Genomic DNA, 22,531 nt, shown 5'->3' on the forward strand with positions numbered 1-22,531 from the left:
CCCCGCGAGGCATGGCCCGTCAAGCAACCCCCCACCCGCTGAACTCCACCGTCCCGCGCCTCCCGTCACCCCCGTTGGTCGCGCTCATGAACAGACCTGCATCCTGCGCCCCCGCGACACCCGTCACCGTCACGCCTGCCACCACCCGCCAACTGGCCCCGTCATCCGTCGAGCACGCCCCCGTCACCACGTCCCCCGACCTGCTGAGCCGCAGCAGCACCGGCGCTTTGATCCCCGTGATGCGCTTGTAGGTGTCCAGCGTCCCGTCGCCATTGGTGTCGTACGAGAGCACAACCCCGTTCGCCGGTGTCACGGCGAGGTTGACGAAGCCCTGCGAGCCCGCATCGCCCAGCTTGTTGCGGGCGATGAGTCCCGCTCTGGCCCATGGACCGGTCGCGTCCTGGGCGTCCACCCGGACCGTCACCGAGGCCCCGTCCCGCAGCGCCCCCTCCCGGTACAGCGCCCCGAACTCCGTCGTGCCCTTCCACAGGTCGGCCCCGCCCCCGTTGATCGCGTACCGCCCTTCCAGCTCGCCGAAGACCGCGCCGTTGTTCGTGTACGTCTTCCAGGCCGGCCCCACGGGACCCGCCTCGTACAGCGTCCCCTCGTGGACGGACCGCACCCGCGGCTCGCCCCGTGGCCCGTACCGCACGGCGATCTCGTACGGCAGTGCCCGCAAGGGCTGGTCCAGGGGTTCGCCCGAAGCCCGTGCTCGCCAGGCCACCTTCCCGGAGCCCCCTGCCTCGACCCGCGGCAGCGACACCGAGCCCTCCGGCTCCGCCTCGATCCCGGTGAGCTCGAAGTCGACACGGCCGGTGTCCCGCAGCCCGTTGACGTTCCGGAACACGGCCTCCACGCGCGCGTGCCCGCCGGGCGGGAAGGCGGGCGGTGTCGCGGACACGTCGAGGGAGCCCTGGTACGGGGCACGGGCCAGGACGTCACGGGCCCGCCCCGCGGTCCGGTACGGATCGCCGGTGGCCCGCAGCGGATAGTCCTTGCGCTCGCGGGTCCACGGCTCCTCCACCGCGAACCAGTCGACCGCCTTCGGCTCCCGCCCCGCGGCCAGCGCGTCGGCCAGCTCGTCGAGCCACTTCTGCCAGCGCGGGACGTAGAAGTCGGCCATCAGGCCCGCCCATTCACGGTTGCCGTACTCGTGCAGCTTCCCGCCGTCGGACGTGGGCCGGTCGCCCCACACGGTGATCAGGACCTTCGCGGTCCGCTCGAACTCGGCGCGCTCCGCGTCGCTCGTGCCGAGCCGCCGGGCGGCGTCCACCCAAGGGCCGAGCAGGAACGCCGAGTTGGTGCCCGTCACGTCGTCCGAGAGGCGCATCAGCCGCAGCCACAGCGTCGAAAGGGCGCGGAAGGTCTCCTGGTCCTTCCTCCCGTACGCGGCCCGAAGCTGCGGAAGCAGCTGCCGGCTGCGATGGGCAAGCGCCTGCCGGGCCACGTCCACCAGGTCGTACCGGTACGCCGCGCTGCCCCGCAGCGCGGGCGCGACCCCGAGCAGACCGGCGAGCGCCGCGTCGAAGCGCCCGGGGTCGTAGGTCAGCGCGCGCGGCGCGTACTCGGCGGCGCGGTTGGCCGCGAGGTCGGGCCGGGCGGCGTACAGCGAGTCGTGCGGGTCGCTGCGCTCGACGGCGGTGTGCCGGTAGGCGGTGTCGTGCAGCGCCTGCCAGGCGGCCCACGCGTCCCGGTCACGGCCGCCGTACCGGAAGCCGGAGTAGTCCGCGAACCACGCCCTGAGGTCCAACCGCTGTGTGGTCCACGCCAGTTCGGAGAAGAGCTCGAAGGCGGCCGGATCGCGGTCCGTGGCCTCCGGCATGAACGCCGTACCGGCCAGCGCGCTGCCGCCCTTGTCCCGCCACGCGAAGAACTTCTCGTTCCAGATGTGCGCCCGCGCCCCGATCGTCGTACGCCCCCCGAAGTTGGGGATGGTCCCGAACGCGTACGGCGTGCCGCCCCAGTCCTTCTCGCGGTCGGTGACACTGGTGAACCGGTCGGAGACCCCGTCGACGATCAGCATCCGGCGCCGGTCGATCGCGTCGAGCAGCTCGGGCAGCGGATTGGCCTCCCAGCCCAGGATCACCCAGGTCGCACCGGGGCGGGCCTTCTGCAGGGCGGCCTCGACGCCGCGCGCCGCGTCGGGCACGGGGACGTCGCCCGCGGTGCCGCCCTCGTGCAGCAGATCCATCTTGAAGTGCTCGGCGGCGCCGAAGAGTTGCTCCTGGTGCCGGTAGAAGGAGGCGGCGACCTCGGCGAAGGACGAAGTCCGCGGGTCGAGCCAGTCGGGGCGCTTGAAGCCGTGCCAGTTGCCCTGCGGCACCACCCGCGCGTCCCCGCCGTTGCGTGCCACGAAGCCGTCCGGGACGTGCCCGTAGTAGCCGGGCAGGACAGGGGCCATCCCCAGCTCGCGCAGCCGGTCCACGATCCTGCGGCCCAACTCGGCGCGCTTGTCGATGAGTTCGGGGGAGAGCGGGCCGCCGTACCCGGACAGGTTCTGCAGCAGCCACCACGCCTGGTGCGAGGGTGCGGGCAGCCAGGCGCGCGCCTCCGCGTCGCTGTAACCGAAGTCCTGCAGGAGCCGGTGGTAGACGGCCTCCGCCCCGGCGATCACCAGGACTTCGTTGCAGCCGTGCAGGGCGAGTACGTCGATCATGCGCTCCCAGTACGCCCAGTCGGCGTACGGCGCGGTGTACCCGTCGTTGGTGTCGTTCAGGGCGAACCGGTGCGGCAGCCCGGTCGACCGCTCCAGCGGCCGCGCGGGCGCCGGCAGCCGTCGCGGCAGGTCCAACTGGCTGCCGTTCCAGGTGATATGGGCGCCGCACGTGTACTTCAGATACCAGTGGACCCCGGTGAGCAGCACGGCCGGCGTCGTACCGGAGACCTCGATGCTCCCGGTGGTACCGGTCACGCGGAAGCGTTCCCTCCCGCCCTGCGCGGGGACCAGTCTGAGGCGGAACTGTTCCGCGTGATGCGGCAGGAGTCTGTTGAGCGCGGAGCGCGCGGAATCCGTATCGAAGGCGGGGCCCTTGGCGGGCCCTTCGGCGGCGTGGGACGGAACGGCCATACCGCCGATGGCGCAGCCGATGCCGATGGCTCCGGCGGTGCCAAGCACGGAACGTCGGGACGGGTCGGTCATGTGTACCCCCCTGGGTCGAATGCTGCGGCGCACGGTATCCGTGCGGTCGCCCGTGCTCAACGGTGCATACGGAGAAGGCGAGTTCGCATCGCCTGAAGGGACTGGTGGGACGATGAAGGCAGCGCGAGGCATGGGTGTGCGAGGCATGGGTGTGGGACTGCTGCTGGTGCTGGTTGCGTGCGGCGGCTCGGACGGCGACGACGCACCGAAGACGGCGAGCGGCAGCCTGGAGCAACTGGCGGCCAAAGCGCAGTGCGAGCCCGACATCCAGACGGATGCGGCCGAACTACGGCAGGCCACCTGTGGGAACGGTGCCCGCCGCTATGTCCTCGTAACCTTTACAAACGCCCGTGGCCAGGCCGAATGGCTCGACGAGGCGGCCGATTACGGCGGCACGTACCTCATCGGCAAGAAGTGGATCGCCGTCGGCGACCAGAAGGTGGTCGCGCGGCTGCGCGGCCGGCTCGGCGGGACGGTGGAGGAGGCCTCGCACCACTCGGGGAGTAGCGGTGGTGGGGATCACGAGGACTCTGGCCCGGGGCACTCGGGCCACTCCGGTCACCGCACGAGCTGACCGCGCAGCGGTTACGGGGGGTCAGCGCGGCAGATCGGGATCAGGTGCAGCGCTGACCTTCGTTGATGCAGTCGGTGACGCGCTGCATCAACTGCTCGTCGAAGACGTTGATGAAGTCGCCGTGGTCGGTGACGGGTTTGTGCAGTTGCTCGGGGAACGAGTCGACGGCGAATCCGGGGCCGGGCGGCACGTCGTACACGATGCGCTGCACCAGCTGCGGAATGGCCTGAAACCCTTGTGGACAGGCGCCGCTCTCCTGGTCGGCGAAGGCCACGTGCGTACGGTGGTTGGCGCTGTCGGTGTTCTGTCCGTCCCAGCAGCTCTGGAAGTTGAAGGTCCGCACGACCTTGCTGCCGTCGGGGCAGATCGGATACTTGTCCTTCAGCTGCCGGTCCTCGAACCCGGTGCAGCTCCAGGACGCGTTGGCGTTCGCGTCACCATTGGTGAACGCCTTGGCGTCGCCGGTGATGATGCGCAGGAAACGCGGCATCTCGACCACGTCGCCCACCGGGCTTCCGACGAATTTCAGGGTGACGGACGTCGGGGTCTGGATCTCCCCGACATTCTGGTCCTTGCCGCCGCCATCTGCGTCGGCGTCGGCCTCGTCCTGTCCGTTCTGCAGTCGAAGGACCGGCCAGTAATAGGTGGACTTGTCGCCCTGGTTCTGGCAACTGGTGTCGCCGTTCGCGAGATCGTCGTCACTTGCGAAGGCGTCATTGGCCTGATTGCCGACGTAATCGTGCATATGGTGGGCGCCATTGCTCACACCGGGCGCGACGATGACATTGTCCGGATTGAACTTGCCGTTCTCATTCGTCCCGCATTTCGTGGTGAACGTTCCGCGCGATGCACCCTCCTGCTTGTCGGGGCGGTTCACATTGGGCTCAATGGAGTTGATGTCGACGAAATCGTCGGCCACCGGACCGTTGCCGTTCTGCTGCCCGCCGTCACCGGGCGGCTGCTGTCCACCGTCACCTCCCTCTTCCGGGGGCTGCTCGGCGCCGCCGTCCTGCCCGTCCTCGGGCGGCTGCTGGCCCCAGGCGCCGTCCCCGCCCTCGTCCCCGGCGCGCATGGTGCACGCCGCCATGGAGTCGAGCCCGTCGGGCGGCTGCCCGCCCGCCTGGTCGATGGCGGAGCCGATCTCCTGGATGACCGGCCGCCGCTCTTCCTCCAGCGGGTCGAGCACGGCCTGGGCCTGCTCGGCGTCCTGCGCGTCGGCGAAGTTCTCGTAGGCGGCGGTGATCTGAGAGTCCAGGTCCGCGAGCCGCCGGTCGACGTCCTCGCGAGCGCCGTCCGGCACTTCCGGCAGCTGATTTCCCACATCCGGGCAGCTGATGGTGGAAAACCCGGGACCGGAACCCTGCTCGCCGGACTGCGCGGAGACAGGTGGATCGGTGCTTTCCTCGGCGTTCGCGTAGACATTCACCGCGACCATTCCGCCGCCGCCCAGGATGAGCGCAGCCGATGCGGCGATCGCCCGCCCGGCGAGCTTTGATCGTTTTCGTTGTGTGCGTCGTGGTGTGCGTCCCATGCGACTACGTACGCAACAGGAGTCCGCCGCGTTCAATCACAACAGGAATTCTCCGACGACTGATTCAACGGCCTTGATCGAGATAGGCGATGACCGCGAGCACCCGCCGGTTGTCGTCGTCGGACACCGGCAGGTCCAGTTTCCCGAAGATATTGGACGTGTGCTTGGCGATCGCCCGTTCCGTCACCACGAGCTGCCCCGCGATCGCGGCGTTCGACCGTCCCTGCGCCATGAGTTCGAGCACCTCGCGCTCGCGCGGCGTCAGTTTGCCGAGCGGCTGGTCCGCCGAGCGCCGCGAGAGCAGCTGCTGGATCACCTGCGGGTCCATCGCGGTGCCGCCGGCGGCGACCCGGCGTACCGCGTCGATGAACTGCTCGGCGTCGAAGACGCGGTCCTTGAGGAGATAGCCGATCCCGCCGTTCCCGTCGGCGAGCAGCTCGCGCGCGTACAGCTGCTCCACGTGCTGGGAGAGCACCAGGACGGGAAGCCCCGGCCGTGCCCGCCGCGCGGCGAGCGCGCACTGCAGCCCCTCGTCCGTGTGGGACGGCGGAAGCCGGACGTCCACGACGGCGACGTCCGGCTCCAACTCGGCCAGGGCCTTGGTGAGTTCGGGCCCGGTCTCGACAGCGGCGGCGATCTCGAAGTCGAATGCCTCCAGCATCCGGACCAGACCGTCACGCAGCAGGAAGAGATCTTCGGCTAGGACAACTCGCAAGGGATCTCCATGGTCACCATCGTCGGGCCGCCCGCCGGACTGCTGACGGCCAGTACGCCGTCGAATGTACCGAGTCGGCGTTCGATCCCGCTCAGCCCCGACCCCGCCCCGATGGACGCGCCGCCCTTGCCGTTGTCCGTGACGGCGATCCGCAGCATGCCCTGCGCGTGGTGCACGTCCACCCAGACGTGGTCCGCGCCCGCGTGCTTGATGGTGTTCGTCAGGGCCTCGCTGACCGCGAAGTACGCGGCGGACTCCACCGGCGCCTCGGGCCGCCCCGCCAGCTCCACGTCGACGTCCGTGCGCACCGGAAGGCGCAGCGCGAGAGCCTTCACCGCGTCGCCGAGGCCACGTTCGGCGAGCACCGGCGGGTGGATGCCGCGCACCAGGTCGCGCAGCTCGGTCAGCGCCTCGCCGGAGTTCTGCCGCGCCTTGGAGATCAGCTCCTTGGCCTTCGCGGGGTCCTTCTCGATCATCGCCTCGATGGTGCCGAGGTCCATTCCCATCGCCACGAGACGGGCCTGCGCGCCGTCGTGCAGATCCCGCTCGATGCGGCGCAGCTCGGCGGCCGACGAGTCCACGGCGTCGTGCCGCGTCTCGGTCAACCGGTCCACGCGCTGGGCCAGTTCGCGCTCCCGCATGGAGGCGGTCGGCGCGAGCAGGGTCCTGGCGAGCAGGAAGTGGCCGCGCAGGATGGCGGGGGTGGCGAAGATGCCGATGACACCGAGGGCGGTGCCGAGCAGGGCCGCCAAGTTGGCGGTGCCCTGCGAGGTGACGTGGACGAAGCCGTACCAGTCGCCGCCGCCGGCGTTGTAGATCGGCTCCCAGACGCCCAGGGCGAGGACGTAACCGTACAGCGGGTAGAGCAGCAGCATCGGCGCGAAGATCACCGTGATGTAGCCGGCGGTCATGTCGACGAGCAGCCACTGCAGGTCACGCCAGGTCGCCGGGTCCTTCAGGAGCAGCGTGGTGCGCTCCACCTGCCCGGTGACGCCGGAGCGCAGATCCGCGGGGAAGGGGCGGTAAGGACGCGGGATGCGTACGTCCGACCACGCGCCGGCCTGGGCGCGGCGCAGGTCGGCCCACTTGCGCACGCCGGTCAGCGCCATCGGAGTCGTGAAGACACCTATCCCCAGCGGGATGAAAGCGATGGACAGGACCGACAGCACGAAGAGGGTGATCGAACCGGCGAGCATGATGACCGACAGGTAGAGCCCTCGGGCTCCCGCTGTCACGGATTCACGGACCCTCGTCATTTTTCCGTCCCCATCTCTTCCAGCGTCATGGCCACATTCTCTCCGCTGAGATCGGTGCGGGTCATTGGGTCCGGCACCCGAGCAGGGGGTGTACCTGAGGACACCCCCGCACCTCGCCCTGTGCTTCGGCGGGAGGGGGCTTCGGCGGCTGGGTGGGGACGCCCCGGATTTCTAGCGTTGTCGACGTCATCAAGGCGGTTTATCCGACGCTTACTTGCTTGCGCTTCTGGCGCTTACCTATGGGGGCGAAAAGGCCATGCGGCCAAACCTCGCGGCACGACTGGGTGTGTGGAGCGCACACCATCGCAAGACGGCCATCCTGGGCTGGCTGCTGTTCGTCGTGCTCGCCACGACCATCGGCGGGGCCTCGGGCATGGTCACCGCGTCCGACGACGAGATGGGGGTCGGCGACTCGGGCCGGGCGGCACGCATCCTCGACGAGGCGGGGGTCGAGGAGCCCGCGGGCGAGCTGGTCATGGTCGCCGCCCGGACCCCGGACGGCTGGCGGGACGTGGCGGGCGACCTGTCCAAGGCGCTGACCGCGACCGGGGATGTACGCGACGTCCAGGCGCCGCTGCCCTCCGACGACGGCAAGGACGCGCTGCTCCGCTTCGAGATGAAGGGCGCGTCCGACGATGCAGCCGACCGCGTCCAGCCGGTGCTCGACGCTGTGCAGAAGGCGGACGAGGCCGGGGCCGGACAGGGCGTATCGGTCTACCAGTTCGGCGACGCGAGCTCCGAGAAGCAGCTGAGCGACCTGCTCTCCGACGACCTCACCAAGGCCGAGTTCACCGCGGTGCCGCTGGCACTGGGCATCCTCCTGGTCGCCTTCGGCGCGGTGGTCGCGGCGCTGCTCCCGGTGGGCCTCGCGCTGACCGCGTGCGTGGCGGCCTTCGGCCTGCTCTCGCTCGCAAGCCACCAACTGCACCTCTTCGAGACGACGTACTCGGTGATGTTCCTGATGGGCCTCGCCGTCGGCGTCGACTACTGCCTGTTCTATCTGCGGCGCGAGCGGGACGAGCGGGCCGCGGGGGCGGACGCGGACACCGCGCTGCGGATAGCGGCGGCGACGAGCGGCCGTGCCGTGCTGGTCTCCGGGCTCACCGTGATGGTCGCGATGGCCGGCATGTTCCTGTCCGGACTCCTCCTCTTCAAGGGCTTCGCCGTCGCCACGATCCTCGTGGTGTGCGTGGCGATGCTCGGCTCGGTGACCGTGCTCCCCGCGCTGCTCGCGGGGCTCGGCGACCGCATCGACGCCGGGCGCATCCCGTTCCTGAACCGCCGCTCCAAGCGGGGCGCGCACGCCAGCGGCGGCATCGCGGGCCGGCTCCTTCGGCCGGTCCTCGCCAGGCCGAAGTTCTTCGCGGTCGGCGCGACGGTGCTGCTGCTCGCGCTTGCCGCGCCCGCGCTCGGCATGAAGACCGAACAGCTCGGCCTGGAGAAGCAGTTCGGCTCCGACGCCCCGCTGTCCGTCTCGTACAAGAAGATCACCGAGGAGTTCCCCGGCGGTCCTTCGCCCGCCCGGGTGGTCGTCGAGGCGGACGACATCGAGGCGAAGCCGGTGCGGGACGCGCTCGCGGCGGTGGTGCGGGATGCGGGCCGCGGCGCCGAACTCACCGTCCACCAGGGCGCGGACGTCGCCGAGATCGACGTACCGCTGCCCGGCAACGGCAGTGACGCCGAGTCGAAGAAGGCACTGGGCTCGCTGCGCGACACCGTCGTGCCGGAGGCGTTCGACGGCGTGCCCACGGCCGACGCCTACGTCGGCGGTGACCTGGCCGAGTCCGAGGACTTCAGCGATCAGCTCGGCAAGGGCATCGTGCCGGTCTTCGTCTTCATCGCCGCGGTGACCTTCCTCCTGATGCTGTTCAGCTTCCGCTCGGTGGTGATCGCGGTGACGTCCATCGCCCTCAACCTCCTTTCGGTGGGCGCGGCGTACGGCGTGATGACCGCCGTCTTCCAGCACGGCTGGGGCGCGGAGCTGATCGGCTCGGAGAAGGTCGGCGCGATCGAGAACTGGATGCCGCTGTTCGTCCTCGTCGTCCTCTTCGGCCTGTCGATGGACTACCACGTGTTCGTCGTCTCCCGGATCCGCGAGGCGCGGGACCGGGGCCTGGACAACCGCTCGGCGATCCGCGAGGGCATCACACGGACCGCGGGCGCGGTGACCGGCGCGGCCGTGATCATGGTGGCGGTCTTCGCGGTCTTCGGGACGCTGTCCATGCAGGACATGCAGCAGATGGGCGTGGGCCTGGGCGTGGCGGTCCTCCTGGACGCGACCCTCGTCCGCATGGTCCTGCTGCCGTCCCTGATGACGCTCCTGGGGGACCGCAACTGGCATACGCCGGGCTGGCTTTCGTGGCTGCCGCGGATCTCGCACGGCGAGGAGGCTTCGGTCCAGCCGATGCCCCGTCCGGTGCCGTCGGCCAGGGCGTAGCTTCTGGCCTTAAACGCCGGACGGGATGGAAAATCCAGCCCGTCGAGGGGGTCCCTCCCTGCTCTTTAAGAGCTTGGGGGAGTTTGAGGACGAACTCGGCGGAGCCGGTGACTACACCCCCAGCACCTTCGCCTCCTTCTCCGCGGCCAGCCCCACCACCGGACGGTCCGGCCGCTGCGGGGCCACCCCGCCGATCGACCGCAGCCACTCCCACGTATCCGCCACGGTCTGCGCGACCGGCCGCGCCCGCAGCCCCGCGGCCACCGCCTTCTCCGTGGAGGTGCGATGCATCGTGTCGTGGAGTTCCCCCGGCGGCAGCCACACGGGAAGTTCCATCCACGGCTCGATCCCCGCATCGGCGATCACCGAGGGCTCGGTCCAGCGCAGCTCCACGTCGTCCGCACCGGCCACGGCGACACACGCCTCCAGGAACTCGCCCATCGTGGTGTGCGCGATGGGCGAGACGATGTTGTACGGCCCGTGCAGCCCCGCGAAGCCCGCGTCCAGGACCCACTCGGCGAGGTCCCGCACGTCGATGTACTGGATGTCCGACTCCCGGGGCCCGGGGGCCAGTACGGGCCCGCCCAGCGCCACCCGGTTCAGCCACCACGGCAGCCGTCCGATGTTCTCGTAAGGACCGAGGATCAGCCCGGCCCGCGCAAGGACCACCCGCTCAGCGCCGAACTCCGCGACGGCGGCGAGCTCCCCGCCCCGCTTGTCCTCCGCGTACGCCACGGACTGCGCGTCCGGATCGCCCTCCACCAGCGGATACGACTCGTCGGACCCGGCGACCCCCGGATATCGGTACACCGAACCGCTCGACACATACACGTACCGCCCCGCACGCCCAGCGAGGACCCGCGCCGCGTCGCGCACCGCGCTCGGCGCCCCCGACCAGGTGTCGACGACGACGTCCCACTCCGCGTCGGAAGCGGACAGCGCCGCGAGCCCGTCGTCGGCCGTGCGGTCCCCGTGCAGGGACGTCACACCGGCGGGGGCCTCATGGCGCCCGCGGTGGAAGACCGTCACGTCCCAGCCGCGCGCGAGCGCCGCATCGACCACGGCCCGCCCCACGAACTCCGTACCGCCAAGCATCAGAAGTCTCATGGCGACGACTCTGCCCGCCGCGAGCCGCCGTGGGAACCGGGTTCTGCTCCTGGCAGAGCCCGGCCCCGGACGGGAACCCGGAGGTCAGCGCGGTGCCGGCGGCGCGTACTTGTAGCCGACGCGGCGCACCGTCTGGATCGTCGTGCGGTGCTCGGCACCCAGCTTGCGCCGAAGGCGGGCGATGTGGACGTCGACGGTCCGCCCGTCGCCCACGTGTCCGTACCCCCACACCGTGGTCACCAACTGGTCGCGCGTGTGCACCCGGTGGGGGTGCGCGACGAGATGCGCGAGCAGCTCGAACTCCAGATAGGTGAGGTCGAGCGGCCGCCCGTCGACCTGCGCGGCACGCTGCACGGGATCGATCCACACGGGCCCGGACCCGGGCCCCGCCGCCTCCTGCCGCGCCTCGGGCTCGGCCACGACGGGGGCCTCCTGCCCGGCCGGTACGAGCACCAGGTAGCCGATCATCGGTGGCTGGCCCGGCAGCGTGGGCAGCGTGTGCTGGGGTGCGGGCAGCCAGGTCGCGCCCGGCGGCAGGAAGTCGGTGAGCTGCACCACCTCGTCGGGATCGACGGCCCGCAGCCGGCCACGGGCGGGGCTGGTGAGCGGCGAAACAGAAGCGGAGGAGGCGGTGGATGCGGAGAAGGAACGGGAGTTCGCCATGGGAGGTCAGCTTTCGCGCGAAGGAGTCGTCAGTCGTCGAGGACGTACGTACGTCGTGCGCGTCAGGCGAAGGCCGGGTGAACGGCTTTAGAGGGCCCGCGCGTTCATCGCGCGGCAACACACCCGGTCGAAGTCATGGTGCTGACGGGAAGGCCAGAACGGCTCGAGGTCGTGATGCCGACCTGTCGCTGCGTTCCCGTGGCTGTCCATGCCCCCATTGAATCAGATGGCGGAGGGAAGGGGCAGCGGTCTCCCCATGCTCCCCGTGGTCCCTGTGCCGAAGAGGGCGCCCGCCGAATCGGCGGGCGCCCTCTTCAGGAACGTACGGGATGGGGTCAGACCTGACCGGCCTTCTCCAGGGCGGAGCAGCAGGTGTCGACGAGCAGTCGGGTCACGACGTACGGGTCGACGTTGGCGTTCGGACGGCGGTCCTCGATGTAGCCCTTCTGCTCCACCTCGACCTGCCACGGGATGCGGACCGACGCGCCGCGGTCGGAGACGCCGTAGCTGTACTCGTTCCACGGGGCGGTCTCGTGCAGGCCGGTGAGGCGGTCGTCGATGCCCGCGCCGTAGTGCTTGACGTGGTCCATCGGCTTGGAGCCCTCACCGAGGGACTCGCACGCGGTGATGATCGCGTCGTAACCCTCGCGCATCGCCTTCGTGGAGAAGTTGGTGTGCGCGCCCGCGCCGTTCCAGTCGCCCTTCACCGGCTTCGGGTCCAGGGTCGCGGAAACCTTGAAGTCCTCGGCGGTGCGGTAGAGCAGCCAACGGGCGACCCACAGCTGGTCGGAGACCTCGAGCGGGGCGAGCGGGCCGACCTGGAACTCCCACTGGCCGGGCATGACCTCGGCGTTGATGCCGGAGATGCCGAGACCGGCCTTGAGGCAGTTCTCCAGGTGCGCCTCGACGACGTCACGGCCGAAGATCTCGTCCGAGCCGACGCCGCAGTAGTAGCCGCCCTGCGCGGCGGGGAAGCCGCCGACGGGGAAGCCGAGCGGGCGGTCGCCCTCGAAGAAGGTGTACTCCTGCTCGATGCCGAAGATCGGCTCCTGCGAGCCGAAGCGCTCCTCCAACTCGGCAAGCGCGGCACGGGTGTTGGACTCGTGCGGCGTCATGTCCGTGTTGAGGACCTCGCACAGGACGAGTACGTCGTCGCCGCCGCGGATCGGGTCCGGGCAGGAGAAGACCGGCTTGAGCACGCGGTCGGAGGCGTGACCCTTGGCCTGGTTGGTGCTGGATCCGTCGAAGCCCCAGGTGGGGAGCTCCGCGCCGTCCGCCAGAATCTTCGTCTTCGAACGGAGCTTGGCGGTCGGCTCGGTGCCGTCGATCCAGATGTACTCAGCCTTGAAGGTCACGGGGGCCCATCCTTAAAACGCTCGGTACGGCGCAGAACGTGCGGGTGCTGCGGTGCCGTGGTGATGCCGCGCAGCCTGCCAACAGGCGATTTCCCGCCCATTGCTCGAATGTGAACCCCGTGTTACCTGAGATGGATGTGGCTCACCTCACGGCCGGCCTCACTTGATGACGGCGTTCGCCGCCGCGATCAGCAGCCCGATCGCCGCGTCCGCCGTGCCGAGCAGCACGGCCGAGCGCCGCCGGTAGCCCGCCCGGAGCGCGGCGAAGGTGCCCCAGCCGAGGAGGAGTGCCGCGTTCAGGAAGAGCGCCGAGCAGGTGACGGGCGGCTCGGGCCAGCCGAAGATCCCCGCGAGCACGAGCAGCGCCACGGTGGGCCAGCAGGCGACGACCACCGGCCACTCGTCCATGAGCTCCCGGGCCAGCTGCCGCCACCGGTGCAGTCCCGATCCCGGCCGGTGCGTGGACATGTGGTGCGCATAGCCGTGCGCGAGGGCGGCCGTGCCTGCGGTCACCATGATCCAGGCCGCGTCGTAGCAGGGCGTGTAGGCCTGGTGCTCCGAGTGCAGCGCCGCGATCAGCGCGCTGGCGAGGATCGTTCCGTATACGCCTCCGAACATCAGGCTCCGCACGGTGCGCTCCTTCCCGTTGCCCGGATCCTTCGTCCGGTCGGCGAGGTGTGGAGTGCCCAACGCTATGGAGGCGTCTGTAACGGTTTGACCGATGTTGTTCATCGGTCGGCGGTCATCTTCGAGTGCCCGCGCGGGCGCTAGCGGGACAGCGCGTCCCGCACCGCCTCGTCCGTGCGGGCCACCACCGCGGTGCCGTCATCGGCGGTGATGATCGGGCGCTGGATGAGCTTGGGGTGCTCGGCCAGGGCCTTGATCCAGCGGGCGCGGCCCGAGGCGTCGCGCGGCCACGCCGCACGGTCCTTCAGGTTCAGGTCCTTGGCGGCCTGCTCCTGGGTCCGGGTGATGTCCCAGGGTTCGAGGCCGAGACGTTCGAGTACGTCGCTGATCTCGGCCTCCGTGGGTACGTCGTCGAGGTAGCGGCGCACGGTGTAGTCGGCGCCCTCCGCGTCGAGCAGGGTGAGCGCGCTGCGGCACTTCGAGCAGGCGGGATTGATCCAGATCTCCATGCCGCACACGCTACCCGCGACCCACCCGCCACAGCGCCCCAAAGCCCGTCTGGCCAGCGGCGATTGTCAGTGCCCGGCAGTAGAATTGAAGCAATGTTCGAGAGGTTCCCGACGGGTCTTCCGACGGGGTTCCCGACCGCGACAGGAGGATGCCTGTGCCCGCTGCCGCACTCACATCGAAGTCGAAGCGCAACGCTTCACGCCCCGTGCTGATCGACCTGACGTACGCACCACTGGAGAAGAGGCCGCTCCCGGCCGGACGGCCGCGGGAGTGGTACATCACGCACAACCGGCGCCTGAAGGCCATGCGCCTGGCGATAGCCCTGCTCGACTCGGGCGTCTACGTACCGAACCAAGCGAGCAACACGAGGATCCGCGGCATGGCGGAGGATGTGGGAATCCATCCGCCGTCGGACATCACCTGCCATATGGTGCGCGCCCTGATGCGGTACAGCCGCTGAGGTGCTGAGCCGCTGAGGCGCTGAGGTGAGCGGTACGGGTGGGGGCCCCGGGTTCCCGCCCGTACGCGTGGTTCATGCTGGCCGTATGACACAGCAGGAACCAGCCTCGGAGCAAGGCGGCGAGCTGCCGCTGCTCGTCACCGTTCAACTCCCGGACGGGGCACGGTTTCCCGTCCGCGCCCTGCGCAGGGAGAAGGCGTCACCCGGTCCCGCGCCGGCCGTCCTGATCCTGCCCGCCATGGGCACGCCCGCCCGCTACTACCGCGCCTTCGCACGCCAGTTGCACGCCGAGGGCCTCACCGCGCTCACCGTGGACCTGCGGGGGCAGGGCGAGAGCACCCCGCGGGTGACGGACGCCGCCGCCGTCGAGCACGGCTACGGCATGATCGTGGAGCAGGACCTGCTGGCCGTCGTCGACGCGATACGCGCCGAACTCGGCCCCGAGCCCCCGCTGTTCCTCCTCGGGCACAGCCTGGGCGGTCAACTGGGCCTGGTGCACGCGGCGTTGGGGATCGGCCCCGGCGTAGACGGAGTCGCCCTCGTGGCCTCCGGCTCGGTCTGGTTCCGTGCGTACGGACGACTGCGCGGGCCCCTGCTGCTCATCGGCCAGCTGTTCGCCGCCGGGGCGTCGACGCTGCTCGGCCGGTGGCCCGGCGTCCGGCTCGGCTTCGGCGGCAACCAGCCCAAGGGCGTCATGCGGGACTGGGCCCGCCAGGGCCGCACCGGCCGCTACTCCGCCACCGGCTCCACCCACGACTACGAGGCCGCCCTGCGCACCCTCGACCTGCCCGTCCTCGCGGTCTCCGTCGAGGGCGACACCTGGGCTCCCGCACCCGCCATCGACCACCTCGTCGGCAAGGTGCCGGGCGCCCGTGTCACCCGCGTCCGGTACTCCATGCAGGAGGCCGGCGGCCGCCTCGACCACTTCGCGTGGACACGGGCCGGCGGGGCACTCGCCAAGCGGGTGGCGGCCTGGGCGGGGCCGGACGGCGGCTGACCGGGGGCTCACCGGCAGGGGGGGCGCGCGTCACCCGTTTGCCGTACCCGGCATGCGTACGCGCCCATGGCGGCATTGGCTGCCCCTGAGAGGAGGCTGTTGCCGGGAGCCACCATCGGAGAGGGGAGAGGGCCATGACCACCCCGGCCGAACGCGCGCGGCTAGGCAAGGCGGCCCGCAAACGGGCGTCCCGCTCCTCGCACGGCGCATGGATACCCTCGGCCGACCGCCCCGACCCGGTGGCCGTCCTGGAACGCCAGGGCAAGGACCGCGTCCAGGAACTCCTCCCCATCCGCTACGACAGGATGTCCGCGTCCCCCTTCGCCTTCCTGCGCGGCGCGGCCGCCGTCATGGCGGGGGACATCGCCGTCCAGCGGGACAGCGGCCTGACGGTCCAACTCTGCGGCGACGCCCACCTGTTGAACTTCGGCCTGTTCGCCTCGCCGGAGCGCACCCTGCTGTTCGACCTCGACGACTTCGACGAGACCTGCCCCGGCCCCTTCGAGTGGGACGTCAAACGCCTGGCCGCGAGCGTCGCCGTGGCCGCCCGCGACAACGGCCACGCGGAGCACGCCGCCCACGAAGCCGCCCTCGCGGCGGTGACGGCGTACCGGACCTCGATGCGACGCCTCGCCGGGCTCGGCGAACTCGCCGTCTGGTACGAACGGATAGACGCCCACGGCCTGTTGACGCTCATCGACTCCGCCCGCGACCGCAAGCGCCTGACGGCGACCCTCGACCGCGCACGGCAGCGCACCAGCCTCCAGGCGCTGGGCGAGCTGACCGAGGAGGTGGACGGAGAGCGGCGCATCATCCACGATCCGCCGCTCCTGGAGCCGGTGGGCGTGCCCGACACGGCGGCGCTGCGGAAGATCTTCGGCGACTACCGCTCAACGCTCTCCGAGGAGCGCAGGCTCCTCCTCGACCGGTACCACTTCGTGGACGCGGCGCGGAAGGTGGCCGGGGTGGGCAGCGTCGGCACCCGCTGCTTCATCGTCCTGCTTGCGGGCCGCGACGCCGACGACCCGCTCTTCCTCCAGATCAAGGAGGCGATGCGATCGGTCCTGGAGGAGCACCTGCCGCAGGGCCCCTACCGCCACCCCGGTCACCGGGTCGTCGCCGGGCAGCGGCTGCTGCAGGCCTCGGGCGACATCTTCCTCGGCTGGATGACCGGACCCCAGGGGCGCGCCTACTACTGGCGCCAGCTCCGCGACATGAAGGGCTCGGCGGACGTGTCGTCCATGAAGCCATCGGAACTGTCCCGCTACGCGGGCCTGTGCGGCACGGCCCTGGCCCGTGCGCACGCCCGCTCCGGCGACCGGATCGCGATCGCCGCGTACCTGGGCGGCGCCGACACGTTCGACCGCGCCGTGGCGGATTTCGCGCTGCGGTACGTGGCCCAGAACGCGGCGGATCACGCGGCCTTGGGAGAGGCGATCGCCACGGGCGTGGTGGGGGCCGTCGAGGCCTAGCGGATCTCGTCCGGCACCACCGTCAGCCACCGCTTGTCCGCGGTGACCTTCTGGCCGAGCTCACGCTGCCGGTCGGCGTTGGTCCGCTTCATCTCGTTCAGCTGCTGCATGTACTTGTCCTTGCGGTTGACCCAGACCCGCACCCCGCCGTGCTCCACATCCGCGGAGTGGAACAGCATCGGGCCGTCGCTCACCGGGGTGTCGCCGGCCACCAGGACGGGCTTCTGCCACTCGTCGATGTAGGTGTTGATGGCCGCCGGCTTGCCCTGGAACCAGGTGAGCGGCGCCCACAGGTTCGGCGTCAGCTCACGCCCGGCGAGCTTCTTCTGATCGAAGCGGCCCTCCGCGATCTCCTTGCGGGAGCTGGTGACTTCACCGGTCTTGCGGTCCTTGAGCTGCAGGCCGACGCCGATGACGTTTTCGGGCTTCACGTTGTAGCCGTACTTGGGGTCGGACAGGACCATCCGCACCAGGTCCTCGCTGGCCGCGCTGACGACGTAGACCTCTATGCCGTGCTTGCGCAGCGACTTGTAGAGCTCCTGCATGCCGGTGAAGAACTCGGGCGCCTCGACCTCGGTCTTGGTCAGCTTGCCGTCCTCGTAGTACTCGGCCGGGATCGGCTTGTCGTAGGCGAGGAGTTCGTCGACGTACCCCTTGAGCTCCTTCAGCGTGAAACCGGAGAAGATCTGCGCGGCCCACGGATAGCAGACCTGGTCGTCGACCTCGCAGAGCCGGTTGTAGTAGCTGTACAGGCTCTCCTTGTGCTGCGCCGTGTCCTTGAAGGGGATGACCTTCAGCGACGGGTCCATCGACTTGCGGGTCAGCACCCCCTTCATCTCGAGGAAGGGCAGGAGCGCCTCCTCCAGGTCGTTGCGGTACGTCGTGTTGTCCGCGTCGAAGACGGCGTACGCGCCCTTGTGGCCGTTCTCCGAGATCACCTTGCCGAGCTTCGCCGCGACCGGCTTCGGCCAGTGCGGCAGCTCGGCCGCCGTCTTGACCGAGGAGTCGGCCGCCGTCGCCTCCGTGCCCGGCCAGAGCGCCATGCCCGCGAGCACCGCCGCGCTGAGCGCGCCCGCCGTACCGAGAACCGCGAGCTTGCCCTTTGCTCCTACTGCCATGTTTCTGCCCCCTGAGAGCGGTCTGCGCCCCGTCCGGAGCGGCGGGCCATCGTACGAGGTCAGACGGCAGATTCCCATGATCGACGTCACCGGCCGTGAGGGGCATGGACCGGCCCGGCGCGGGTAGCAGCATCGAACGCTTCCGCCCCGCGCCCGGGCCCCGTGCATCGCATACTGGAACGTATGGAGACCGGCTCCCGCGAGTTCGTGCGGGCCGTCCCGCGGCTCGACGGGATGGTCGTGTCCGCGGTCGGCTACCGCACCACGGGCGAGCGGCCCGGCCTGCACCGCGGCCTGCCGTCCCCGTATCTGACCCTGATCTTCTCGCTCGACGGCCCGGTCGTCAGCGGTCTCACCCCCGAGCAGGCGGGCGGCGCCGACGCGATCAGCACGGACATCGTCCTCGGCGGTCTGCACCAGTCACCGGCGTACGTCGTCAAGCCCGAGCACGAGGCGGGCATCCAGCTCGCCGTGCATCCGCTCGCCGCCCGCGCCCTGTTCGGCGTACCGGCCGCCGAGCTCGCCGGTGACATCGTCACGTCCGGCACGGAGGTGATGGGGCGCCGCGCCGCCGACGTACGGGAGCTGCTGTGCGAGCGGGACACCTGGGAGGAGCGATTCGCCGCCCTGTCCGCCTACTTGAGGCAGCGCGTGGCCGCCGAGGACGCCGCCGGCTCCGTCCGCCCCGAGGTCGCCGAGGCCTGGGCCTGGCTGGCCAGGCACCGGGGCGCGGGCACGCTCGGCGGTCTCTCCCGGCACGTCGCGCTCAGCGAGCGCAGGCTCACCGCCCTCTTCCGCGCCGAGTTGGGGATCGGCCCCAAGCAGGCCTCCCGCCTGATGCGCTTCCAGCGCGCGCGGAACACCGTCGTGCGCTCCGTCGCCGCGGGCGCCGCGCCCGATCTGGCGCGGGTCGCCGCGGACTGCGGCTATTTCGACCACTCCCACCTGGTGCGGGACTTCCGGCAGTACACCGGCACGAGCCCCAGCGGCTGGCTGGCCGAAGAGTGCCGGAATATCCAAGCCGGGAGCCATGGCGGAGGCGAAGAGTAGGAGCCATGAACACCACCGAGAAGCAGCAGACCAAGACCACATCCGCCCCCGCAGAACGTGCCCCCGACGTCTGGCCGACCCTCCAGGCCCACGACGCACCCGCCCTGATCGACTTCCTCGTCGGCACGGTCGGCTTCCTGCGCACCGCCGTCTACGAGGACGGCGACCGGGTGGCCCACGCCGAGCTCGACTGGCCCGAGGGCGGGGCGATCATGCTCGGCTCGTACGACGAGAAGGCCGAGGGCTGGTGCCTCAAGCCGGGCACCTTCGGCGCGTACGTCGTCACGGACCATGTCGACGATCTCTACGGGCGCCTCACCGACGCCGGAGTGAAGATCATCCGCGAGATCGAGGACCAGCCGTACGGCAGCCGGGAGTTCGCGATCGCCGACCCCGAGGGCAACAAGTGGTCCTTCGGCACCTACCGCGGCTCGCCCCGGCCAGCGTGATAATTTGCGCACGCCAGTCAAACCCACACCAGGGCCAGGGAATCCGGTGCGAATCCGGAACTGACGCGCAGCGGTGAGGGGGGACGGGCGGGGCCACGGCCACTGGGCGTCCACGGACGCCTGGGAAGGCGCCCCGCCCGGCCGATCCCCGAGTCCGAAGACCTGCTGGCACCTCTGTCCGCGCACCGGGCGGCGGAGGTGATCAAGCAGGCCAGGCTCCGCGTATGAGCCATGAGACTCAAGGGATCGTGTGTCCTCCACAGCCCGTCGTGTACGTATGCCCGTCCTCCTCGGCACGGCCCTTGCCGTCACGCTGACCTCCTGCGGAGGCTCGTCGACGCCCTCCACCGCGGACAAGAAGGCCGCCGGCTACCCGCTGACCCTCACCTCCTGCGGCAAGAAGTCGCAGATCAAGGCGCCGCCGCAGCGGGCCGTCTCCCTCGACCAGGGCTCCACGGAGATCCTGCTCTCCCTCGGCCTCGCCGACCGCATGGCAGGCACCGGCACCTGGACCGACCCGGTCCTGAAGGGCCTGGAGAAGGACAACGCCAAGGTCGAGCGCCTCTCCGACCGCTACCCCTCCTTCGAGAAGGTCCTCGCCCAGGAGCCGGACTTCGTGACCGCATCCTTCCTGGCGACGGTGAGCAAGGGCGGCGTCGCCGACCGCGCCAAGTTCACCGAGCTCGGCGTCCCCTCGTACGTCTCGCCCACCGACTGCGCGGGCAAGGACAACACCGGCGACGGCGACGGCAGCCGCGTCAAGGCGCTCACCATGGACACGGTGTACGGCGAAGTGCGCGACCTGGCGCGGGCGTTCGGGGTCCAGAAGCGCGGCGAGCGCCTGGTCGCCGACCTGAAGTCCCGCCTGGCGAAGGCCAAGCAGGACATCGACGCCTCCGACACCACGCTCCTCTACTGGTTCTCCGACTCCAAGGCCCCCTACATAGCGGGCTGCTGCGGCGCCCCCGGCATCATCACGCGCGAGCTCGGCGCCAAGAACGTCTTCGACGACACCCGCGAGGAGTGGCCCCAGATCAACTGGGAGACGGTGGCGGACCGCGACCCCGACGTCCTGGTCATCGGCGACCTCACCCGCAAGGCGCAGACGGCCGAGAGCGCGAAGAAGAAGATCGAGTTCCTGGAGTCCAACCCGGTCACCAAGAATCTGACCGCCGTGAAGAAGAAGCGGTACGTCCTGCTCAGCGGCCAGGCGATGAACCCCACGATCCGGACCGTGGACGGCGTGGAGCAGGTGGCCGCCGCGCTGCGCGAGTTCGGGCTCGCCAAGTGACGCACGCGCGCGGCGCCCTGCTGTGGGCGGCGGGTGCCGCCGCGCTCGCGCTCTCCGTGGCGGTGGCCGTCACCATCGGCCCCGCCGCCATCTCCGTACCGGATGTGTTCTCGGCGGTCGTGGCGCACCTCGGCGGGGGAGAGACGGGGCTCACGCCACTGCGGGACGGCATCGTCTGGAACCTGCGGATGCCGCGCACCTTGCTCGCCGCGGTGTGCGGCGCGGGCCTCGCGGTCTGCGGGACGGTCCTCCAGTCCCTGCTGCGCAACCCGCTCGCGGACCCCTTCGTCCTCGGCGTCTCCTCAGGGGCGTCCACGGGAGCCGTCGCGGTCGTCGTCCTCGGGGTCGGCGGGGGAGTCGTGTCGGTCTCGGCGGGCGCCTTCGCCGGCGCCCTGTGCTCCTTCGCCCTGGTCCTGCTGCTCAGCCATGCGCTGGGCGGGAGCACCGACCGCGTCGTGCTCTCCGGCGTCGCGGCCATGCAGCTGTTCTCGGCGCTCACCTCGTTCGTGATCCTGACCGCGGCCGACGCGGAGACGACGCGCGGGGTGCTTTTCTGGCTGCTCGGCTCGCTCAGCGGGGTGGGCTGGACGGACGTATGGATCTGCGCGGCGGTCCTCCTGGCGGCGCTCACCGTCTGCCTGGCGCAGGCCCGCACGCTGGACGCCTTCGCGTTCGGCCAGGACGCGGCGGCGACGCTGGGCGTCCACGTGGCCCGCACCCGTCTTATCCTGCTCTCCGTCACCGCCCTGCTGACGGCGGTCCTGGTCAGCAGCGCGGGCGCCATCGGCTTCGTCGGCCTTGTCCTGCCGCACGCGGCCCGCGCGGTGGTCGGCTCCGGGCACGCGCGGCTGCTCCCGGTCACGGCGCTCGCGGGCGCGGTGTTCCTGGTGTGGGTGGACACACTGGCCCGCACGGTCCTTGACCCGCAGGAGGTGCCGGTGGGAGTCGTGACGTCCCTGATCGGCGTCCCGGCGTTCGTCCTGGTCCTCTACCGCACACGGAGGGCCGCCATATGACCACCGGACTGCGAGCGGACCGGGTCAGCCGCCGGGCGGGCGGGCGCCTCGTCGTCGACGGGGTGAGCATCGCCCCGCCGCCGGGCGCGACGGTCGGCCTCCTCGGCCCCAACGGCTCGGGCAAGTCCACCCTCCTGCGCCTGCTCGCCGGTGTCCTCTCCCCGGCCTCGGGGGTGGTCACCCTGGACGGCCGACCGCTGCCGGAACTCGGCCGCCGGACGGTGGCCCGCAGAGTGGCCGTGGTCGAGCAACACGCCGTGACCCAGGTCGACTTGACCGTACGGGACGTCGTACGTCTGGGCCGCATCCCGCACCGCAGGGCCTGGTCCCCGCCCTCGGCGCAGGACGACGATGCGGTGTCCGATGCCCTCGCCCGCACCGGCCTCACCGACCGCGCCGCCCAGTCCTGGCACACCCTCTCCGGCGGCGAACGCCAACGCGTCCAGATAGCCCGCGCGTTGGCCCAGAATCCCCGCGAACTCCTCCTGGACGAGCCCACCAACCACCTGGACATCCACCACCAGCTCGACCTGCTCTCCCTGGTGGCCGACCTCCCCGTGACCAGCGTGATCGCCCTGCACGACCTCAACCTGGCGGCGATGTTCTGCGACCACCTGCTGGTCCTGCACGAGGGCACGGCCTACGCGGCGGGCACCCCCGCCGACGTGCTCACCGAGGAGCTGATCGCGAAGGTGTACGGGGTGCGGGCGGTGGTGACCGGGGCCTCGGACGGGCGGCCGTCGGTGCGCTTTCTCCGGGGGTGA

Annotated in this window: 20 protein-coding genes and 1 riboswitch; of the genes, 10 read left to right on the top strand and 10 right to left on the bottom strand. The window is 70.7% G+C overall.

Annotation, left to right across the window (positions count from 1 at the left end):
• Positions 1-19 precede the first annotated feature (19 nt).
• On the bottom strand, positions 20-3,139 hold the full coding sequence (locus tag AB0G47_RS01760; RefSeq protein ID WP_360762981.1) for an alpha-N-acetylglucosaminidase: 3,120 nt from the start codon (positions 3,137-3,139) through the stop codon (positions 20-22).
• 145 nt (positions 3,140-3,284) lie between these two features.
• Here AB0G47_RS01760 and AB0G47_RS01765 point away from each other — a divergent pair, with 145 nt between their 5' ends.
• A complete protein-coding gene (locus tag AB0G47_RS01765) occupies positions 3,285-3,713 on the top strand; it encodes a hypothetical protein (protein ID WP_360762984.1) in 429 nt (142 codons plus the stop codon).
• A gap of 40 nt (positions 3,714-3,753) precedes the next feature.
• Here AB0G47_RS01765 and AB0G47_RS01770 read toward each other — a convergent pair whose 3' ends face one another.
• The 3 genes from AB0G47_RS01770 to AB0G47_RS01780 all read right to left on the bottom strand — a co-directional run bounded on the left by AB0G47_RS01770 (position 3,754) and on the right by AB0G47_RS01780 (position 7,215).
• Positions 3,754-5,244 carry a DUF1996 domain-containing protein gene (locus AB0G47_RS01770; protein WP_360763920.1) on the bottom strand — a complete coding sequence of 497 codons (1,491 nt, stop codon included), beginning with the start codon at positions 5,242-5,244 and terminating at the stop codon, positions 3,754-3,756.
• 64 nt (positions 5,245-5,308) lie between these two features.
• Positions 5,309-5,959, bottom strand: a complete 651-nt coding sequence (locus AB0G47_RS01775) for a response regulator transcription factor (RefSeq protein WP_266867722.1) — start codon at positions 5,957-5,959, stop codon at positions 5,309-5,311.
• Positions 5,944-7,215, bottom strand: a complete 1,272-nt coding sequence (locus AB0G47_RS01780) for a sensor domain-containing protein (RefSeq protein WP_360762987.1) — start codon at positions 7,213-7,215, stop codon at positions 5,944-5,946. The genes AB0G47_RS01775 and AB0G47_RS01780 overlap by 16 nt, the downstream gene beginning before the upstream one ends.
• A gap of 256 nt (positions 7,216-7,471) precedes the next feature.
• Here AB0G47_RS01780 and AB0G47_RS01785 point away from each other — a divergent pair, with 256 nt between their 5' ends.
• Complete coding sequence (locus AB0G47_RS01785; RefSeq protein ID WP_360762990.1) at positions 7,472-9,652, top strand: MMPL family transporter; 2,181 nt, start codon at positions 7,472-7,474, stop codon at positions 9,650-9,652.
• 111 nt (positions 9,653-9,763) lie between these two features.
• On the opposite strand, the gene AB0G47_RS01790 is transcribed toward AB0G47_RS01785, so the two are convergent.
• The 5 genes from AB0G47_RS01790 to AB0G47_RS01810 form a co-directional block, all read right to left on the bottom strand.
• On the bottom strand, positions 9,764-10,759 hold the full coding sequence (locus AB0G47_RS01790; RefSeq protein WP_360762993.1) for an NAD-dependent epimerase/dehydratase family protein: 996 nt from the start codon (positions 10,757-10,759) through the stop codon (positions 9,764-9,766).
• An 84-nt stretch (positions 10,760-10,843) separates the two neighbouring features.
• Positions 10,844-11,422, bottom strand: a complete 579-nt coding sequence (locus tag AB0G47_RS01795; RefSeq protein ID WP_360762996.1) for a winged helix-turn-helix domain-containing protein — start codon at positions 11,420-11,422, stop codon at positions 10,844-10,846.
• Between the two features lie 335 nt (positions 11,423-11,757).
• Positions 11,758-12,777 carry a glutamine synthetase gene (gene glnII, locus AB0G47_RS01800; RefSeq protein WP_360762999.1) on the bottom strand — a complete coding sequence of 340 codons (1,020 nt, stop codon included), beginning with the start codon at positions 12,775-12,777 and terminating at the stop codon, positions 11,758-11,760.
• 159 nt (positions 12,778-12,936) lie between these two features.
• Positions 12,937-13,407 (bottom strand): hypothetical protein, encoded by a 471-nt coding sequence (locus AB0G47_RS01805; RefSeq protein WP_360763002.1) that lies wholly within the window; start codon positions 13,405-13,407, stop codon positions 12,937-12,939.
• Between the two features lie 137 nt (positions 13,408-13,544).
• The gene (locus AB0G47_RS01810; RefSeq protein WP_360763005.1) at positions 13,545-13,913 is read right to left on the bottom strand and encodes an arsenate reductase family protein; all 369 of its coding nucleotides are present in this window, start codon (positions 13,911-13,913) and stop codon (positions 13,545-13,547) included.
• Between the two features lie 155 nt (positions 13,914-14,068).
• On the opposite strand from AB0G47_RS01810, the gene AB0G47_RS01815 reads away from it, so the two are divergent.
• The 3 genes from AB0G47_RS01815 to AB0G47_RS01825 all read left to right on the top strand — a co-directional run bounded on the left by AB0G47_RS01815 (position 14,069) and on the right by AB0G47_RS01825 (position 16,843).
• Positions 14,069-14,374: a hypothetical protein gene (locus AB0G47_RS01815; protein ID WP_360763007.1), complete on the top strand. Its 306-nt coding sequence runs from the start codon at positions 14,069-14,071 to the stop codon at positions 14,372-14,374.
• 85 nt (positions 14,375-14,459) lie between these two features.
• Positions 14,460-15,371 (top strand): alpha/beta fold hydrolase, encoded by a 912-nt coding sequence (locus tag AB0G47_RS01820; RefSeq protein ID WP_360763012.1) that lies wholly within the window; start codon positions 14,460-14,462, stop codon positions 15,369-15,371.
• A gap of 134 nt (positions 15,372-15,505) precedes the next feature.
• Complete coding sequence (locus tag AB0G47_RS01825; protein WP_360763015.1) at positions 15,506-16,843, top strand: DUF2252 domain-containing protein; 1,338 nt, start codon at positions 15,506-15,508, stop codon at positions 16,841-16,843.
• Here AB0G47_RS01825 and AB0G47_RS01830 read toward each other — a convergent pair.
• Positions 16,840-17,961 (bottom strand): HAD family hydrolase, encoded by a 1,122-nt coding sequence (locus AB0G47_RS01830; RefSeq protein WP_360763018.1) that lies wholly within the window; start codon positions 17,959-17,961, stop codon positions 16,840-16,842. The two genes, AB0G47_RS01825 and AB0G47_RS01830, sit on opposite strands and share 4 nt — an antisense overlap.
• 183 nt (positions 17,962-18,144) lie before the next feature.
• Here AB0G47_RS01830 and AB0G47_RS01835 point away from each other — a divergent pair, with 183 nt between their 5' ends.
• From AB0G47_RS01835 to AB0G47_RS01855, 5 genes are all read left to right on the top strand, one after another.
• Positions 18,145-19,011, top strand: a complete 867-nt coding sequence (locus AB0G47_RS01835) for a helix-turn-helix domain-containing protein (protein ID WP_360763021.1) — start codon at positions 18,145-18,147, stop codon at positions 19,009-19,011.
• Positions 19,012-19,016: 5 nt separating this feature from the next.
• On the top strand, positions 19,017-19,460 hold the full coding sequence (locus AB0G47_RS01840; protein WP_360763024.1) for a VOC family protein: 444 nt from the start codon (positions 19,017-19,019) through the stop codon (positions 19,458-19,460).
• A riboswitch (cobalamin riboswitch) is annotated at positions 19,458-19,645 on the top strand. (Overlaps the previous gene by 3 nt.)
• 92 nt (positions 19,646-19,737) lie before the next feature.
• Complete coding sequence (locus tag AB0G47_RS01845) at positions 19,738-20,751, top strand: ABC transporter substrate-binding protein (RefSeq protein WP_360763027.1); 1,014 nt, start codon at positions 19,738-19,740, stop codon at positions 20,749-20,751.
• Positions 20,748-21,767 carry an iron chelate uptake ABC transporter family permease subunit gene (locus AB0G47_RS01850; protein ID WP_360763030.1) on the top strand — a complete coding sequence of 340 codons (1,020 nt, stop codon included), beginning with the start codon at positions 20,748-20,750 and terminating at the stop codon, positions 21,765-21,767. Before AB0G47_RS01845 ends, AB0G47_RS01850 begins: the two co-directional genes overlap by 4 nt.
• Positions 21,764-22,531 (top strand): ABC transporter ATP-binding protein, encoded by a 768-nt coding sequence (locus tag AB0G47_RS01855; protein ID WP_360763032.1) that lies wholly within the window; start codon positions 21,764-21,766, stop codon positions 22,529-22,531. Before AB0G47_RS01850 ends, AB0G47_RS01855 begins: the two co-directional genes overlap by 4 nt.

This window comes from Streptomyces sp. NPDC021622 (genome assembly GCF_040640795.1).
Classification (GTDB): Bacteria; Actinomycetota; Actinomycetes; order Streptomycetales; family Streptomycetaceae; genus Streptomyces.

Coding starts and splice junctions, on each gene's coding strand:
- AB0G47_RS01760 (WP_360762981.1), bottom strand. CDS start 3,139: ATGACCGACCCGTCCCGACGTTCCGTGCTTGGCACCGCCGGAGCCATC.
- AB0G47_RS01765 (WP_360762984.1), top strand. CDS start 3,285: ATGGGTGTGGGACTGCTGCTGGTGCTGGTTGCGTGCGGCGGCTCGGAC.
- AB0G47_RS01770 (WP_360763920.1), bottom strand. CDS start 5,244: ATGGGACGCACACCACGACGCACACAACGAAAACGATCAAAGCTCGCC.
- AB0G47_RS01780 (WP_360762987.1), bottom strand. CDS start 7,215: ATGACGAGGGTCCGTGAATCCGTGACAGCGGGAGCCCGAGGGCTCTAC.
- AB0G47_RS01785 (WP_360762990.1), top strand. CDS start 7,472: ATGCGGCCAAACCTCGCGGCACGACTGGGTGTGTGGAGCGCACACCAT.
- AB0G47_RS01790 (WP_360762993.1), bottom strand. CDS start 10,759: ATGAGACTTCTGATGCTTGGCGGTACGGAGTTCGTGGGGCGGGCCGTG.
- AB0G47_RS01795 (WP_360762996.1), bottom strand. CDS start 11,422: ATGGCGAACTCCCGTTCCTTCTCCGCATCCACCGCCTCCTCCGCTTCT.
- AB0G47_RS01810 (WP_360763005.1), bottom strand. CDS start 13,913: ATGGAGATCTGGATCAATCCCGCCTGCTCGAAGTGCCGCAGCGCGCTC.
- AB0G47_RS01820 (WP_360763012.1), top strand. CDS start 14,460: ATGACACAGCAGGAACCAGCCTCGGAGCAAGGCGGCGAGCTGCCGCTG.
- AB0G47_RS01825 (WP_360763015.1), top strand. CDS start 15,506: ATGACCACCCCGGCCGAACGCGCGCGGCTAGGCAAGGCGGCCCGCAAA.
- AB0G47_RS01830 (WP_360763018.1), bottom strand. CDS start 17,961: ATGGCAGTAGGAGCAAAGGGCAAGCTCGCGGTTCTCGGTACGGCGGGC.
- AB0G47_RS01835 (WP_360763021.1), top strand. CDS start 18,145: ATGGAGACCGGCTCCCGCGAGTTCGTGCGGGCCGTCCCGCGGCTCGAC.
- AB0G47_RS01840 (WP_360763024.1), top strand. CDS start 19,017: ATGAACACCACCGAGAAGCAGCAGACCAAGACCACATCCGCCCCCGCA.
- AB0G47_RS01845 (WP_360763027.1), top strand. CDS start 19,738: ATGCCCGTCCTCCTCGGCACGGCCCTTGCCGTCACGCTGACCTCCTGC.
- AB0G47_RS01855 (WP_360763032.1), top strand. CDS start 21,764: ATGACCACCGGACTGCGAGCGGACCGGGTCAGCCGCCGGGCGGGCGGG.